Consider the following 14,461-nt stretch of genomic DNA (forward strand, 5'->3'; position numbering starts at 1 on the left):
CATGTTGGTCTTGATCTTGAGTGTTGAGTTTTATTTAGAGGTAATGGCCTCAGATAGTAAAAACCCTTCAGGGTAGGTGAACTCGAACGTACTGACGTAGATGTCTTGAATTTGGTTGAGTGGGGCTGAGCAAATACGCTTTTTGAATTGGTAGATCAATTGAAGGCAATCATTCTCTAATACCAACCCAAGTGGACAAACGTATTGAAGTACTTGCTCATTACGTAGGTGGAGCCGAGCTTCGCGTTGGTAATAGATGGATAGACAAAGTTTGTCAAAGACAGCTACGTCATAATCGCCTTTGTGATAGGGCTGCTTACGTCGAACATGACTACGTGGCCTTAGGTTATGATTCGTTGATAGCAAGGGCATAAAAGTGCATTGCACACTTGATAGATAGCTTTCAGGAAGAACTGATTTCAAGTTCTCAAAAGCGAATTCAAGAAGCACAGATTCTTGTGGTCCCAAGGAGAATATAGGGTGGGTTCTCCTGTGATAGCTATATGGGAGGCTTCTATCGTCTTTTTCTATATCTAGATAAGTCGTCAAGATGTTCAAGCAGCGTTGTACTGTGCGTTTCGAGCGTTCAATGCCCGTGTTTGTTAATCGTTGATGAACTTCGTTCGCTGTGATCTTTCGTTGAGTTGGGATGAGAGAGTAAACTTCAAACACCAACTCAATATGTTCGATGCGTTGCTTGTTCGGTTTAGAGGGCATGGGACCACCAAAATTTAAACGTGATCAATCGCCTCAACACATTTAAGTGATGAGCTAAAGAATCAACGTGATTAGGGATCGGCTGGTGGCCACACAGCCTGATACGATTACTTCTTGTAGTTAATGACGAGTTTGTCTGCGAAAGGGTATTTAGCTATTTCATAGTCTGGGTTTCTTGTGGCTAAATTATGCGCCGATATTGCAGCCGCTGAAGCTAATCCAAAAATGAGAGCAGGTCCTGAAGCCAAAGTTGCTGCCATCGTGGTTGAACGACCTGCTGTGTATATTCGACAAGATAGATTTTGAGCCTCTATAAGCCGTTCAATCTTTTTCACCGTCTGAGAGAAGTTTTTTACCCGAGTTAAGGTGAACGACTCTTTTCGTTGGATTAAAGCGATGAGCTCTTCATCATTGGTATGATGCAGTACATTACTTGTGGTCATTGTGAATCCTTAGTTGGGTGTCTATGAACCATCACTGATGGCATTAGGATAAGGATGGGTGAGACAAATAACGTCTCACTCAAATTGCGGATAATGATTATGTGAAATGGGCTGTATATTTGAATTTAAATGACCTCGGGAAAGGCCATTATTTATCCTTTGCTGTTTCTAGAATTTCACTTAGTAGATAACCTCTGCTCATCAACTCAATAGTGGCTAAGAGCCGTTTCAGATGGGTGGAAGAAAGGCGTTGAACGAATTCAAACAGTTCGTGATCTGAACTTTGCTCTACCTCCTTTTTAAAGTGCTGATACTGTTCATTAAGGTAATGACAACTCGCGAGAGCGACTCTGATGAGCGCTTTTGTGAGCTGCTCTTTTAATGGGGCTATATTGGGCATGATTGGTATCACTTATCAGTAATGTCGTGATAAGTCGTGGGGTGGGAGTCAATGATGAAAAGTCATTCAGGCCTTGCTACATATAGGGTTGGCTCTCTCCGAAATACGACTTTTTGATGGCTGTAGTGGTCCGGTGCCTTTGTATCGTGACATAGACCCGGACGGGTTGTTCTCTCATTACGAAATGATAGATATAGAGTCAAACGCTTCCATATCGATGTAGTGTAAGAAGTTATCCTGCCAAAGCTCGAACATCTCTACCGCGGAATAGTTACCCTTGATTGGGCTCCATCCCCCGAACTCTGTAAAGAACGCTTGGTCTCGAAAGTCAAAGTCTAGACATCGCGCCAATTCTGGATACACATTCCCAACGTAAGCAAAATCAGTGATGTATTCGACATTCCATTGACCACTGGAGATCTGTGTCATCGCGATTTCAACAGGGTGAAATCCACCAGCTTCTGAGCTGTATGAACTATCTCGAAAGTTGAACGTCAAGTAAGTACTTTGGGCTATTGACTCACTCAGGGTTAATTGCTGTTGAAAATGGTTGTTTAACAGTGCATGAAGTTTGTCAGACACGGGTAAGCTTGATGGGTGAAAGAGCAGAGTAGACATAATGATGCCTCCTTGAATTTAGGTGAACGAGTAGGGTGATGGGTTAGCCTTAGCGGACTTGAGTGAGCTGTATGTCATCGAAGACATGCTGAGTTAAATGTTCATGGAAAGCGCACATCCAGGCTTGGAATACTTTTGTTGTGACTGGATGGCTCAGGCTCGCTGCCCCCGCATCTGGTTGATAGCACCAGTGATTCAGTAGGTGGAAATAGAGATACACATCGAGCGAGTCGGTGGCTTTGTCTTGATAAGTAAAATTGGCCACGAAAACCAAATTCCAATCAGAGCGTGAATTCTCCCGCTTTAACTGAATCTCTACAGGGGCGACCCCTTCCTTTGTTTTGTAGTAGCTTGTGTTTCGACAGTTGAGTGCAATGCGTGTCGTGTCTTTAGGAATCGAGTAGCGAGCGATAGTTTGCTCTAACTGCTGGTGGAGTTTGCTATTGAGGGTGATGTCACCATAGTGTTTCTCAATCATAACCAGCCCCTTTCGGCAAATGATATGCATTGTTCCCCGACAACAATATGATCCAGAACTCGAACATCAATGAGCGCCAAAGCGTCTTGCAATCTTGTCGTGATGCGCCTGTCTGCTTGGGACGGCTCAGGATCGCCTGATGGATGGTTATGAGCAAAGATAACCGCTGCCGCATTGGCCTTCAGAGCAGTCTTTACAACCTCCCTTGGATAGACGCTTGCCGCATCAATCGTCCCTTGAAACAACTCCTCAAACTCAATTAATCGGTGTTGGTTATCTAGCAACATGACGGCGAACACTTCGCGTTCACTGCCGCCTATCTTAAATCGCAAATAGTCTCGGGTAGCTTGTGGATTGGTAAATACATCTCCTCGTACATAACGATCTTCTAATATCTCAGCTGCCTTTTCTAGAACGCGATGTTCATGCTCTTGCTGCGAGAGTAGTGGTGGTGAAAGTGTTCTCATTTTGGTTCTCCTTTAATCAGGCTTTAGGTCATTCACTTTAATGACATATACCTCAAAAAGGTTTGAATCAGAGTAAGCCGAGCCAGCCTCATTTTTTTTAACACTATCTCCTTATCCCATGAGGACCACAGGCATAGGAGAACGTCCCATGAGATTTTTAAAGCTAAAAGAAGTGATTGAGAAAACCGCATTAAGCCGCTCGGCGATCTACAGAAAAATGGACGAGGGTGATTTTCCTGTATCGGTAAGCTTGGGAGATAGGGCGGTCGCTTGGGTAGAAGAAGAGGTGAATAACTGGATGGAAATGCGCTTGGCTGAAAGACCAAGCCATTAATACTGAATTAACGCCACTGCACCAATTAAGGCATTACCAAAATGGTAGGCCAAAACTCGAACAAAGGAGCAAGACCATGAATGAAGAAAACTGTGCAATTTATATCGGTATCGCAACATCAAAAGGAAACGCATCAAAACTACAGGGTGGGGTTGGTATCAGTGTTTATAACTACGATGGGCAGTTAGTTGACGAAAATAATCTATTAGTCGGTCAGATTGCCGATAGTGCTGAGTTAGAGCTTATCGCATTGATAGAAGCTATAGCTTATGCCAGAGATGGAGACTGCCTATATTCTAGTAGTGAGTACTGTGTGAAAGGGTTCAATGAATGGCTAGATAACTGGAAAGCAAAAGGGTGGCGCAAATCAGATAAGAAACCAGTAGCTAACCGTCATTTATGGCAACAAGTTGATGCGTTGAGATCCAGTAAGTTTGTTGAAGTAAGGCGAGCGCATAAGGTAGGGGATTTTGAACAGATGGGGAGAGCGGGGGAGATGGCAAGGGAAGTGTTTTAAGTTGTTTGTTTATGGAAATAGTTGGGGGTCGGTTATTGAATATTCCGTATCCGCCCCATGAACCCACGGGGCGATATTGCTAATGTTTGAAGTTCCAAGGTAGGAGTGCGTCGATATCAGGCTCTGCTTTCGCCAACTCTTTCATGCACTTGACCAGATAGTCGTAGAGGATAAGTCCGTTGGCTTTCGCGGTCTCGACGATGCTGTAAAGCATCGCGCTCGCACCAGCACCGTTTGGTGTGTCAGAGAACAACCAATTTTTTCTGCCAATGACCAGCGGTTTAATTGCGCGTTCAGCGCGATTATTATCGATAGATAAGTGACCATCGTCGATATAACGAATGAGCTTTGGCCATTGTCCGAGCGTATATTTTATCGCTTTACCTAGTGCACTAGAGCCTATCACTTTCTGGGTCGTCATCCATTCGTAAAGTTCATCCAGTATCGGTTTGGCATACGCTTGACGCTCTGCTTTTCGCTCTTGGGCAGGCGCACCTTTTAAGCGTGATTCTATCCCGTAGAGTTTTTGGATTTTAGCCAGCGCCTTATCAGCCTTGCCTGATTTACCTTTCCCTTGAAGCTTCTTCGCATCCATGAACTTGCGACGAGCATGCGCTAAGCACCCTACATTGGTGACGTGATGCAGACCATCATAAGCCGCGTAGCCATCGGTTTGTAGATAACCGTTGTAGTCACCTAAAAAGTCCACGGGACACGCCCTCGCGCGACTGTTTTGGTAGTCGTACAAGGCGATATTTTTCATATTCGGTAGTGCGGCTTCGGGTGAGTCGGCGCCCGAGCAGTAGAGCCACATGTAACACTGTTTCTCTTCTTTGAGCACATTAAGCGGCGTTTCATCCGCTTGAACCACTACTTGTTGAAGAAGATGGTCTTTCAGCGCTTCATATAAAGGTTCGAACTTCTCACTGACTTGGATAATCCACCTTGCCATGGTGGTGCGTGATAGCTCGATACCCGACTGATTAAACAGCGACTCTTGCCGATAAAGTGGCATCGCGTATTGGTATTTACCCAGAATGATATTGGCAAGCAAGCTTTCTGTCGCGAAGCTCTTAGGGATAAGACTCTGCGGGGCTGGCTTTTGAACGATGCGGCTATTGTCTTTTGTTTTCTCGCACTCGCGGCACGCATATTTAGGGCGGACATATTCCAGCACTTTAAGCACTGCTGGTGTGAACTCTAATTTCTCACTGCGGTCTTCGCCGATTTTATGTAGGTTATGATTGCAGCATGAACACTGCTTTTCATGGTCGTCTAAATCGAGTTCGATAACCTCTCGAGGCAAGGTCGTTGGAAGTGGTTTACGTTTACCACGCTTCTTCGTTATGGTCGTGGTCGTGACCTCAACCTCTTCTTCCTTAGCGGCTTCACATTCCACTTCGTTGAAGAGATCTCCTTGAGATTCATCGTAAGGCTTTAACGCCTCCGAGCGTTTCGCGAATTGACGGTCGAAGGCAAGCTTGAGTTGTTCAAGCAGCGATTGACGCTCTTGTTGCCATTGTGATTCCTTCTGCTCATTCGAGAGCATCAGTGCTTTCACCATCGCTTGTAGCTCGGCAATATCTTGACTTTCTGGGTCGATATTTAGTGTCTTTTTCATGACATTGATTATACTAAAATCGTGCCGTTAACGCTTGGTGGATAAGGCTTTATTATCGTTTAAGTCATTGTAAAATCGTTTATTGTGACAGGTTTATGGCCGATAATTGTGAAGCCAGAAAGCAGCCTATCAAGCTCAAATTGAGTCAAGGTAAATACCTGATTTTTCTCTTTTGATGGCCACTTGTACTTGGCTTTTTCGAGGCGCTTATACCACAGGGCGAAGCCTGTTTTATCCCAGTACAACACTTTGATTTTGTCGCGCTGTTTGTTGGTGAACAGGAACAGTGCGCCACTCCCCAAGGGTAAATCGGTGTCACTTTCGATAATTGCAGCGAGGCCATTGATGGACTTTCTAAAATCGACGCTCTCACGATACAGATAAATGTCTGGTGCGCTCAGCATGCGTTTCATGACAGCGCCCCGATGAGCTCTGCTAGGTAGGTTGCAGGCGTGCCTTGAGGAATACTCAGCTCAACATCATTGACGAGAAGGGTCATGTTAGCGGTTGCTATTTGAGCTTGGTATTTCGTTGTCTTTTCGACGACCTCTGCTCGGACAAAGCCTTGAGATACATCCGCTTTTTTGAGTTGTTGGCGCTTAGCATAAAACGTTGAGGGATTGAGTTCATTGAGCTTACAGAATGCGATCGTTGACAATGAACTCGATTCAGATTGTTCGATAAGCGTTTGCCATTCTTGTTTAGTGTGTCGTTTTCCCATTTCAAATCTCCTCATGGTTGGAGACTTGATCTTATTATTCGTGTTAGGCGATTAGAATGCGGGGTTTATGGAGCGCTTACAATATTCCTTATTAGTTGTAATAGTGCAACCTCCAACTTAGGTGTTTTCTTACGTGTTAGATAGATGTTTTACATAAACTAAAATACGCGATGGTAAACCGTCACATCCCGGTAATTAAGCATTCTTGTTATATTTATCTACTATTTAACGTAATTGATTACGTGAGACGCAGGTCTACCTGCTTGGATCAACATTCGCATGAATTTCATCGCATTCTCCGTATGTTGAAAGTACTTAAAGTAACCTTCGCAAAGATAGTTATGGTCCGGTTTACCAGAAGGACTGATATTAAACCTATGTTTAGGGCAACCACCGTAACATTGTGATAAGTAGGGGCATGCTTTACATTTTTTATTTAAGTTTGTGAACTTTTGTTGCCCAAACTCGATTGCTTTGTCACTAGCGTTCATGCTTCTAATTCTTTGGGTGTGTATATTTCCAATTTTGTATTCGGGGTAGACATAATGGTCACATTGATAAAGATCACCATTGGCTTCTAACGCAAAAGCATGTCCACAAGTTTTAGAGAATACGCAAATGTTGGACGAACCAGTAATCCAACTTGCCAGTGTGGTTTCGAAGGTCTGAACACATGTTGAACCAACATCTTGCCTCAACCAAGTGTCGAAAATATCATTCAAAAACTGGCCATACTCGATGGGTGACACTGACCACTCCGTGACCCCTGTGAATGTTTCATTGGGGCCGGACAGTATACTAGTTTTTTCCTCGGACTCTTTACGCTCGACGAGAGGAATAAATTGTATGAACTTTGAGCCAATAGATTTAAGGAATTCATAAGTTTTTAGGGGGTGCTTTGCGTTCTTATCGTTAACTACCGTTAGTGTATTAAATTCTATGTTATGTTTATTGAGTAGACTAATAGCCTTCATTACCTTATCGAAGCTTCCTTTTCCGCTCCGATTTACACGGTAAAAGTCGTGCAACTCTTTAGGGCCGTCAATCGAGACACCAACTAAAAATCGGTGCTTGTTAAAAAATTCACACCATTCATCATTGATTAAAATTCCATTTGTTTGGAAGGTATGGCTAATGCGTTTATCGCCTTTGAACTCTTCACACAAGTCAGTGACTCTTTGGAAAAATTCTATTCCGAGTAAAGTTGGCTCTCCACCTTGCCATGCAAATTCGACGTCCAAGCCAGGTTGCGCCTCTATGTGCTGCAAAATGAACCGGGTCAATGTTTCATCGGACATTTTCCAGTTTGTTTGACGTTTAGGGTAGAGTTTCTCTTTCTCTAAATAGAAACAGTATTCACAATCCAGATTACAGACAGGACCTGATGGTTTAGCCATTACATGGCAACCTCGAATATTCATATTATTTTCCATATTTGCATTAAGCTAAAAATTGCGTAACACAAGGCTAATAAGGATACAGTTGCCGACAGCAAGAATTTAGCGACGTATTCATATTTTGTGATTGCGTTTTTGTCGGTAAAAGTCTGTCTAAACCGGAGTTGAATATATGTCGAAAAACAGAATGTGAGGACAATACCTATTAAGCTCGATAACGCTAGGAGTATGTGGTCATATACAAAATAGGTTCTAAGCAGAAGCAAACCAGCCCCAAACAGAACTAATTGGGTTCTAAGCCATGACATGGCAGTTCGTTCTGGCTGGAGCCCTTTATCTCGAATCATGACAAAATGGCTACAACGATTAGACCTATTAAAACGAGCATGCCTGTACTGATTACCTTCAGGAAGCTCGTGTAGCTCAATTCTTCTTTATTTCTCATGCTTCTCTCATTGTCAGCCCATCGTCTATATGCGAAAAGTGATAAAAGTCCAGAAGCCAGGCATAAGAAGAATGATAGAGTCATTCTAATAATTGGGTCTGCTAATTCAGGAGTTAAATGATCAATCGCGACAGCTCCAGCTAGCAACGCAAGTGCAGTCCGTACCCAAGCTAGATAAGTTCTCTCGTTGGCTAAAGAAAAGCGGTAATCAGGAGCCTCTCCTTGAGTGCGCCAAGGCCTTTTAGCAACTGTAGGTGTGTTTTTCATTTTTTAATAAACCCATAGTTATGTTTTGGTGAGATATACAACGGCGGTGAACAGCTCTACTTATTCACCGCTATAATCTGCTTAGAACTTCAATTTCTTATCTTCGACCTTAACGCCAACTGTTGGCATTCCGGTGTCGTAGTCACGTACAACGGGGGAGTAACCATCATTTGGTCTAGGTCTAAATGAACCCATCCATTGGGACTTCTTATCTTTACGCCATGGACGTGTTGACCATTCAAAAGTACGAAAAGGGTCACGTATCTCGTTCATATATTCGAGTAAACGATCATGCATTTTATTTCTAATAGCTGCATATTCATTATGTTCGATCAGGTTATGTAGTTCATCTGGGTCATTAATGCGATGGTAAAGTTCATCGCTAGTGAAAAGGTTAATCACAAGCTTAAACTCGGTCTCTACCCATACTCGCATCGGAATGAACCCACCAAAACTGTCATGCTCAACCTCATATCGGTTGAACTCAACCATTACACCTCGTTCTGAGTTTGGCTTGTCAATAAACGCCAAAATATTCTCACCAGGTAATATGTCCGGCTTATCAATGTTAGCTAAGGCCATTAAGGTAGGCAGAACATCAATATGGCTAACTGGTGTGATAATAGGTTTTGCATTGTTTAAGGTATCCTTAGGTGGACGAATAATTAAAGGGATCTGAGTGATATCATCGTATCCTGCTGATCCTTTACTTATTAATTTATGTGCTCCCATCATTTCACCATGGTCAGATGTGTAAACAACCCATGTATTATCAAGTTCAGATTTATCAAGTGCCTTGATTACGTGTCCGATTTGATCATCAACAAAATCGTTGCATGCAAAGTAAAGTGGGTGGTGGTAATGACCCAGGCTGTTAACTGGAGCTGGCATTGCTTGAGACCATAATTGCTGGTGCTCGGGTTTTTTGCTTAGATCGTCAAAAGCTTTATCCCCGAGGTCATAGTAGAAGTCCTCATACTTTTCTATGTACTCAGCAGGGCAAGTGAAGGGATGGTGAGGTTCATCGTATGACAAGACCATCAAAAATGGCTGGTTCTCTTTTTCGCCGTCTTTACAACTATCGAGGAAACTAATCGCACGTTTTGAAATTTGATGTGCCCAGGTAAAGGTTTCATCGATATCGTTATCTCTTAAATCTTGCGCTGTGTTCAACCCGTTTCGCCATAGGTCAATTTCATTATCGTTTAGATCTTCAAGATAATTAGCGCCATCGTACCAGTAATCTGCATCCCACTCTTCTGGGCAAACACCGGTACCAAAGTAATCATGACCATCGAGGTGCCACTTGCCGATATAGCAAGTGTGATATCCTGAGTCCTTAAAGTAACGCCCCATCGTTGAAATGTTACTTCCTAAAGCTATATTATTCGTCCAAGGGCCAGATTGGTTTGCATATATTCCTGTAAACAGTCCTGCTCGGGCTGGGGTACATACAGGGGCGCAAGTGTACGCTGAGTCAAAACGATAACCTTGCTCAGCCAATGCGTCGATGTGCTGGGTGTTAAGTGGTTTTCCGGTATAGCACCCAACCATATTTGTAGCCTGGGTGTCAGTCATTATTAGAATTATATTGGGCTTTTTAAGCATAGTAATGGCCTTAAGGTTACTTAGGAAATATTGCGGTTTCTGTCGCAGCTCTACGGTTGCTAACTACTTTGAATACAAGGTATATCGTGCTCACAATGAAGACCGCCACCAATGTTGCTTTGGTAACTGAGCCAGATTCAGACGTGATACCTATTGGGGAGAGTACGGAATAGAGTAGGCAAAACATGAAACCTAATGCCCAAGCTGCATGCTTACCATATCTCCAAGGAGTGACTTCTACTTCTTGCGTTTCAACTTGCTTGAATGGAACATTGAGTGGCTTGAAGTATCGGATTGTGAGCATCACAACCAACATGAGAAGAAGGTTGAGCCCGACAAGGTTGAGCCAGTGGAGTTCAATGAACCCTAGATCTCCATTAAGGACAAAGTGCGCTACGTAGAAAAATATCATGCCAGTAGCTAAACCTACGTATCCAGCGATTGCTGGCGCACGTTTGGAAATTATTCCTAACAAGATGACAGCAAAAATAGGCACGTTGATCACTGCCATGATGGTTCGCATGAGTGTGTATAGTGAGTCTGCTTGAGATATATAGGGAGCGGCAACTATACAGATAATCGTAGTCGCAATGCCGAACACTTTCCCAACTTGTACGGTCTTTTGATCAGAGGCTTTGGGGTTAATCATTGTTTTGTAGACATCAAGGCTGATAAGTGTCGATAGACTATTGATGCCACTATTGAACGAACTGAGAATGGCACCAAACATTGCAGCTCCAAAGAATCCGGTTAACCATGAAGGTAAGACCATACGCACGAGGGACGGATAAGATATATCTGCATTGAGGACGTCAGTGATTTCACCTTCAGAAACCTTAAATGGAATGTCTAACATGCCACGTTGGTGGAGGTGCCAAGCAATGATTCCGGGTAATACAAGCATTAAGACGCCTATAATTTTTAGAAATCCAGCGGCTAAGACACCTTTCTGACTTTCCGCCAAGCTTTTTGCTGCTAAGGTTCGTTGAACGATAGCTTGGTTAGTGCACCAGTAAAATAGATTAATGATGATCACACCGGATAAAACACCGTGCCAAGGAATGTTGGCATCGTCAGCAATTCCCGGAGCATTGAGGCGTTCAGGTGCCTCAGTTATGACGATATCCAAACCACCCCAGATACTACCACCACCTAGGTAGTACAAGCCCAACGCTGGTACTAATAAGCCACAAGCTAGTACGGCTACACCATTAATCGTATCTGAAACCGCCACCGCTTTTAAGCCACCAAAGATGGCATAGATACCACCAATCCCTCCTAAACTAATGACCATCATCCAAACTGATTGCTCTTGGGTAATTCCGAACAATTCGCTGATATTGAACAGTTGACCTAGTGTTATTGCACCCGCATATAGCACAAAAGGGAGAAAGCCAATAACGATCGCATAGATGAATATGAATGAGGATACGATTCGCATTCGGTGGCCAAACCGTTGCTCCAAAAAGTGAGGGATCGTGCTAATTCCAGATTTCAAATAACGAGGTAAGAAGACGAACGCAAGGACAATTAAGGTTAATGCAGATGTGGCCTCCCAAGCCATCACATTTGCGCCATTTCGAAAGGCATTTGCATTTAATCCGGTTAATTGTTCAGCAGAGATGTTGGTGAGGAATAAGGAGCCAGCAATAACGTACCATGGCAGACTTCGACCAGCTAAAAAGTATCCAGAGATCTCAGATAAGTTCTCTTTCTTGGTCTTGATGTAAGAAATGAGTGCTACTAGAGCAGTGAAGAATACAAACGATAACAACGTATACATTATATATCTCCCAACTCTTTTGAATTGCTTATCATACTTCGCATAACGATTTCCTTGTAGGGGGTTTACGTCAATTTAGTGATGTTTTGGTTGAGACTGACGACAATATTGTTTTTTTAGTTCGCCAGCCATAGACTTATAATCCACGCTCAGAAGGGGTTTTAGAATGGAAATAATGTCATGCTAGATGTAAAAAACGAGACACTTTTCAACGATGTGATCTCCATTGATGAAAACATTAATATTTCTGGGCTTACGTTATTGTCATTATGGAATATCATTGGCAGCCCATTAAGTTACAGTGTTGAATGGCCTCGAGATAGGCTTATGCCTCTTCGCAGTAATAGCGTTGTTGTTGTTTATACACGCAGAGGACATGGGCAAATTCATCTGAAGAATGGAAATATCATTAGAGTTCAAGGCCATTGTGTCGTATTCATTGATCCCATGGAAATCAGTCATTATTTTTGCTGCGGTAGGTTGTGGGCGCTCAATTGGATGGAGATGATCACTTCAGGTTCAATCTTCTTACCTTTAGGGCAGGTGATTGATTTAGATGAAACCTCTAGCTTGAATGAGGTCAACAAAGCAATGGATGAAATTAGGTGTGATAGTGATGCTCGTAATCGATTAGGTGTTGCCCGCATTAATAAGCTGATTTATGAATGGTTGACTTATGCTGTCGTAGAGAAACCACAGCACGATGCAGAAAAACAGACTTTAAGGGTGATAGAGCAAATACATCTTAACATCAGAAAAAAATGGCGTATTTCTGAGCTGTCCCAAATAATACCTTGCAGTGAATCCCAACTAAGAAAGCTCTTTTTGAGGTACACTAAGCAAACACCAAAGGATTACATTCTTGAAGCTAAGTTGAATTACGCTCATGCATCAATAGTACACAAAAATACTCCAATCTATCAACTTGCGAATGAGCTTAATTTCTATGATAGCTTTCATTTTAGCAAAGCGTTTAAGGCTAAATTTGGTGTGACTCCTTCCTCTTGTTACGATAATGAATAATATTGTCAATGCTCTTTGTTTGAGCGTATCCGCCCCATGAACCCACGGGGCGATATTACTAATGTTTGAAGTTCCAAGGTAGGAGTGCGTCGATATCAGGCTCTGCTTTCGCCAACTCTTTCATGCACTTGACCAGATAGTCGTAGAGGATAAGTCCGTTGGCTTTCGCGGTCTCGACGATGCTGTAAAGCATCGCGCTCGCACCAGCACCGTTTGGTGTGTCAGAGAACAACCAATTTTTTCTGCCAATGACCAGCGGTTTAATTGCGCGTTCAGCGCGATTATTATCGATAGATAAGTGACCATCGTCGATATAACGAATGAGCTTTGGCCATTGTCCGAGCGTATATTTTATCGCTTTACCTAGTGCACTAGAGCCTATCACTTTCTGGGTCGTCATCCATTCGTAAAGTTCATCCAGTATCGGTTTGGCATACGCTTGACGCTCTGCTTTTCGCTCTTGGGCAGGCGCACCTTTTAAGCGTGATTCTATCCCGTAGAGTTTTTGGATTTTAGCCAGCGCCTTATCAGCCTTGCCTGATTTACCTTTCCCTTGAAGCTTCTTCGCATCCATGAACTTGCGACGAGCATGCGCTAAGCACCCTACATTGGTGACGTGATGCAGACCATCATAAGCCGCGTAGCCATCGGTTTGTAGATAACCGTTGTAGTCACCTAAAAAGTCCACGGGACACGCCCTCGCGCGACTGTTTTGGTAGTCGTACAAGGCGATATTTTTCATATTCGGTAGTGCGGCTTCGGGTGAGTCGGCGCCCGAGCAGTAGAGCCACATGTAACACTGTTTCTCTTCTTTGAGCACATTAAGCGGCGTTTCATCCGCTTGAACCACTACTTGTTGAAGAAGATGGTCTTTCAGCGCTTCATATAAAGGTTCGAACTTCTCACTGACTTGGATAATCCACCTTGCCATGGTGGTGCGTGATAGCTCGATACCCGACTGATTAAACAGCGACTCTTGCCGATAAAGTGGCATCGCGTATTGGTATTTACCCAGAATGATATTGGCAAGCAAGCTTTCTGTCGCGAAGCTCTTAGGGATAAGACTCTGCGGGGCTGGCTTTTGAACGATGCGGCTATTGTCTTTTGTTTTCTCGCACTCGCGGCACGCATATTTAGGGCGGACATATTCCAGCACTTTAAGCACTGCTGGTGTGAACTCTAATTTCTCACTGCGGTCTTCGCCGATTTTATGTAGGTTATGATTGCAGCATGAACACTGCTTTTCATGGTCGTCTAAATCGAGTTCGATAACCTCTCGAGGCAAGGTCGTTGGAAGTGGTTTACGTTTACCACGCTTCTTCGTTATGGTCGTGGTCGTGACCTCAACCTCTTCTTCCTTAGCGGCTTCACATTCCACTTCGTTGAAGAGATCTCCTTGAGATTCATCGTAAGGCTTTAACGCCTCCGAGCGTTTCGCGAATTGACGGTCGAAGGCAAGCTTGAGTTGTTCAAGCAGCGATTGACGCTCTTGTTGCCATTGTGATTCCTTCTGCTCATTCGAGAGCATCAGTGCTTTCACCATCGCTTGTAGCTCGGCAATATCTTGACTTTCTGGGTCGATATTTAGTGTCTTTTTCATGACATTGATTATACTAAAATCG

The 14,461-nt window shown here is 43.4% G+C and carries 17 protein-coding genes; 3 read left to right on the plus strand and 14 right to left on the minus strand.

The window, feature by feature from the left end:
* Positions 1–30: 30 nt before the first annotated feature.
* The 5 genes from AC3CH3_RS07100 to radC all read right to left on the minus strand — a co-directional run bounded on the left by AC3CH3_RS07100 (position 31) and on the right by radC (position 3,123).
* A complete protein-coding gene (locus AC3CH3_RS07100) occupies positions 31–717 on the minus strand; it encodes a WYL domain-containing transcriptional factor (RefSeq protein WP_488538064.1) in 687 nt (228 codons plus the stop codon).
* Between the two features lie 107 nt (positions 718–824).
* The gene (locus AC3CH3_RS07105; protein WP_488538065.1) at positions 825–1,160 is read right to left on the minus strand and encodes a hypothetical protein; all 336 of its coding nucleotides are present in this window, start codon (positions 1,158–1,160) and stop codon (positions 825–827) included.
* Positions 1,161–1,737: 577 nt separating this feature from the next.
* On the minus strand, positions 1,738–2,178 hold the full coding sequence (locus AC3CH3_RS07110; protein WP_488538066.1) for a DUF2787 domain-containing protein: 441 nt from the start codon (positions 2,176–2,178) through the stop codon (positions 1,738–1,740).
* 49 nt (positions 2,179–2,227) lie between these two features.
* Entirely contained in the window at positions 2,228–2,656 is a 429-nt protein-coding gene (locus tag AC3CH3_RS07115; RefSeq protein WP_065678384.1) for a DUF2787 domain-containing protein, read from the minus strand.
* Complete coding sequence (gene radC, locus AC3CH3_RS07120) at positions 2,653–3,123, minus strand: RadC family protein (protein ID WP_488538067.1); 471 nt, start codon at positions 3,121–3,123, stop codon at positions 2,653–2,655. Before radC ends, AC3CH3_RS07115 begins: the two co-directional genes overlap by 4 nt.
* A gap of 148 nt (positions 3,124–3,271) precedes the next feature.
* On the opposite strand from radC, the gene AC3CH3_RS07125 reads away from it, so the two are divergent.
* Complete coding sequence (locus AC3CH3_RS07125; protein WP_004734957.1) at positions 3,272–3,457, plus strand: AlpA family transcriptional regulator; 186 nt, start codon at positions 3,272–3,274, stop codon at positions 3,455–3,457.
* A gap of 76 nt (positions 3,458–3,533) precedes the next feature.
* The gene (locus tag AC3CH3_RS07130) at positions 3,534–3,974 is read left to right on the plus strand and encodes an RNase H family protein (protein WP_488538068.1); all 441 of its coding nucleotides are present in this window, start codon (positions 3,534–3,536) and stop codon (positions 3,972–3,974) included.
* A gap of 79 nt (positions 3,975–4,053) precedes the next feature.
* On the opposite strand, the gene tnpC (AC3CH3_RS07135) is transcribed toward AC3CH3_RS07130, so the two are convergent.
* The 8 genes from tnpC (AC3CH3_RS07135) to AC3CH3_RS07170 form a co-directional block, all read right to left on the minus strand.
* The gene (gene tnpC, locus AC3CH3_RS07135; RefSeq protein ID WP_488538069.1) at positions 4,054–5,595 is read right to left on the minus strand and encodes an IS66 family transposase; all 1,542 of its coding nucleotides are present in this window, start codon (positions 5,593–5,595) and stop codon (positions 4,054–4,056) included.
* Between the two features lie 59 nt (positions 5,596–5,654).
* Positions 5,655–6,008, minus strand: coding sequence for an IS66 family insertion sequence element accessory protein TnpB (gene tnpB / locus AC3CH3_RS07140; protein ID WP_261893880.1), 354 nt, complete (start codon positions 6,006–6,008; stop codon positions 5,655–5,657).
* On the minus strand, positions 6,005–6,316 hold the full coding sequence (tnpA, locus tag AC3CH3_RS07145; protein WP_488537056.1) for an IS66 family insertion sequence element accessory protein TnpA: 312 nt from the start codon (positions 6,314–6,316) through the stop codon (positions 6,005–6,007). The genes tnpB and tnpA overlap by 4 nt, the downstream gene beginning before the upstream one ends.
* A gap of 221 nt (positions 6,317–6,537) precedes the next feature.
* A complete protein-coding gene (locus AC3CH3_RS07150; protein ID WP_488538070.1) occupies positions 6,538–7,737 on the minus strand; it encodes an anaerobic sulfatase maturase in 1,200 nt (399 codons plus the stop codon).
* Positions 7,734–8,060: a DUF202 domain-containing protein gene (locus tag AC3CH3_RS07155; RefSeq protein ID WP_432715679.1), complete on the minus strand. Its 327-nt coding sequence runs from the start codon at positions 8,058–8,060 to the stop codon at positions 7,734–7,736. Before AC3CH3_RS07155 ends, AC3CH3_RS07150 begins: the two co-directional genes overlap by 4 nt.
* A complete protein-coding gene (locus tag AC3CH3_RS07160) occupies positions 8,057–8,425 on the minus strand; it encodes a YidH family protein (protein WP_488538071.1) in 369 nt (122 codons plus the stop codon). The genes AC3CH3_RS07155 and AC3CH3_RS07160 overlap by 4 nt, the downstream gene beginning before the upstream one ends.
* A gap of 81 nt (positions 8,426–8,506) precedes the next feature.
* Positions 8,507–10,033, minus strand: a complete 1,527-nt coding sequence (locus AC3CH3_RS07165) for a sulfatase-like hydrolase/transferase (RefSeq protein WP_248640266.1) — start codon at positions 10,031–10,033, stop codon at positions 8,507–8,509.
* A gap of 16 nt (positions 10,034–10,049) precedes the next feature.
* The gene (locus AC3CH3_RS07170; protein ID WP_248640264.1) at positions 10,050–11,816 is read right to left on the minus strand and encodes a solute:sodium symporter family transporter; all 1,767 of its coding nucleotides are present in this window, start codon (positions 11,814–11,816) and stop codon (positions 10,050–10,052) included.
* 180 nt (positions 11,817–11,996) lie between these two features.
* Here AC3CH3_RS07170 and AC3CH3_RS07175 point away from each other — a divergent pair, with 180 nt between their 5' ends.
* Complete coding sequence (locus AC3CH3_RS07175) at positions 11,997–12,839, plus strand: helix-turn-helix transcriptional regulator (protein WP_248640262.1); 843 nt, start codon at positions 11,997–11,999, stop codon at positions 12,837–12,839.
* 58 nt (positions 12,840–12,897) lie between these two features.
* Here the strand turns inward: AC3CH3_RS07175 and tnpC (AC3CH3_RS07180) are convergent, their stop codons facing one another.
* Positions 12,898–14,439: an IS66 family transposase gene (tnpC, locus tag AC3CH3_RS07180; RefSeq protein WP_488538069.1), complete on the minus strand. Its 1,542-nt coding sequence runs from the start codon at positions 14,437–14,439 to the stop codon at positions 12,898–12,900.
* Positions 14,440–14,461 lie beyond the last annotated feature (22 nt).

Source organism: Vibrio sp. QJM3NY_35, assembly GCF_057785915.1.

Bases quoted from the DNA above. Each gene is read 5' to 3' on its own strand.
- AC3CH3_RS07100 (WP_488538064.1), bottom strand. From the start codon at position 717: ATGCCCTCTAAACCGAACAAGCAACGCATCGAACATATTGAGTTGGTG.
- AC3CH3_RS07105 (WP_488538065.1), bottom strand. From the start codon at position 1,160: ATGACCACAAGTAATGTACTGCATCATACCAATGATGAAGAGCTCATC.
- AC3CH3_RS07110 (WP_488538066.1), bottom strand. From the start codon at position 2,178: ATGTCTACTCTGCTCTTTCACCCATCAAGCTTACCCGTGTCTGACAAA.
- AC3CH3_RS07115 (WP_065678384.1), bottom strand. From the start codon at position 2,656: ATGATTGAGAAACACTATGGTGACATCACCCTCAATAGCAAACTCCAC.
- radC (WP_488538067.1), bottom strand. From the start codon at position 3,123: ATGAGAACACTTTCACCACCACTACTCTCGCAGCAAGAGCATGAACAT.
- AC3CH3_RS07125 (WP_004734957.1), top strand. From the start codon at position 3,272: ATGAGATTTTTAAAGCTAAAAGAAGTGATTGAGAAAACCGCATTAAGC.
- AC3CH3_RS07130 (WP_488538068.1), top strand. From the start codon at position 3,534: ATGAATGAAGAAAACTGTGCAATTTATATCGGTATCGCAACATCAAAA.
- tnpC (WP_488538069.1), bottom strand. From the start codon at position 5,595: ATGAAAAAGACACTAAATATCGACCCAGAAAGTCAAGATATTGCCGAG.
- tnpB (WP_261893880.1), bottom strand. From the start codon at position 6,008: ATGAAACGCATGCTGAGCGCACCAGACATTTATCTGTATCGTGAGAGC.
- tnpA (WP_488537056.1), bottom strand. From the start codon at position 6,316: ATGGGAAAACGACACACTAAACAAGAATGGCAAACGCTTATCGAACAA.
- AC3CH3_RS07150 (WP_488538070.1), bottom strand. From the start codon at position 7,737: ATGAATATTCGAGGTTGCCATGTAATGGCTAAACCATCAGGTCCTGTC.
- AC3CH3_RS07155 (WP_432715679.1), bottom strand. From the start codon at position 8,060: ATGATTCGAGATAAAGGGCTCCAGCCAGAACGAACTGCCATGTCATGG.
- AC3CH3_RS07160 (WP_488538071.1), bottom strand. From the start codon at position 8,425: ATGAAAAACACACCTACAGTTGCTAAAAGGCCTTGGCGCACTCAAGGA.
- AC3CH3_RS07165 (WP_248640266.1), bottom strand. From the start codon at position 10,033: ATGCTTAAAAAGCCCAATATAATTCTAATAATGACTGACACCCAGGCT.
- AC3CH3_RS07170 (WP_248640264.1), bottom strand. From the start codon at position 11,816: ATGTATACGTTGTTATCGTTTGTATTCTTCACTGCTCTAGTAGCACTC.
- AC3CH3_RS07175 (WP_248640262.1), top strand. From the start codon at position 11,997: ATGCTAGATGTAAAAAACGAGACACTTTTCAACGATGTGATCTCCATT.
- tnpC (WP_488538069.1), bottom strand. From the start codon at position 14,439: ATGAAAAAGACACTAAATATCGACCCAGAAAGTCAAGATATTGCCGAG.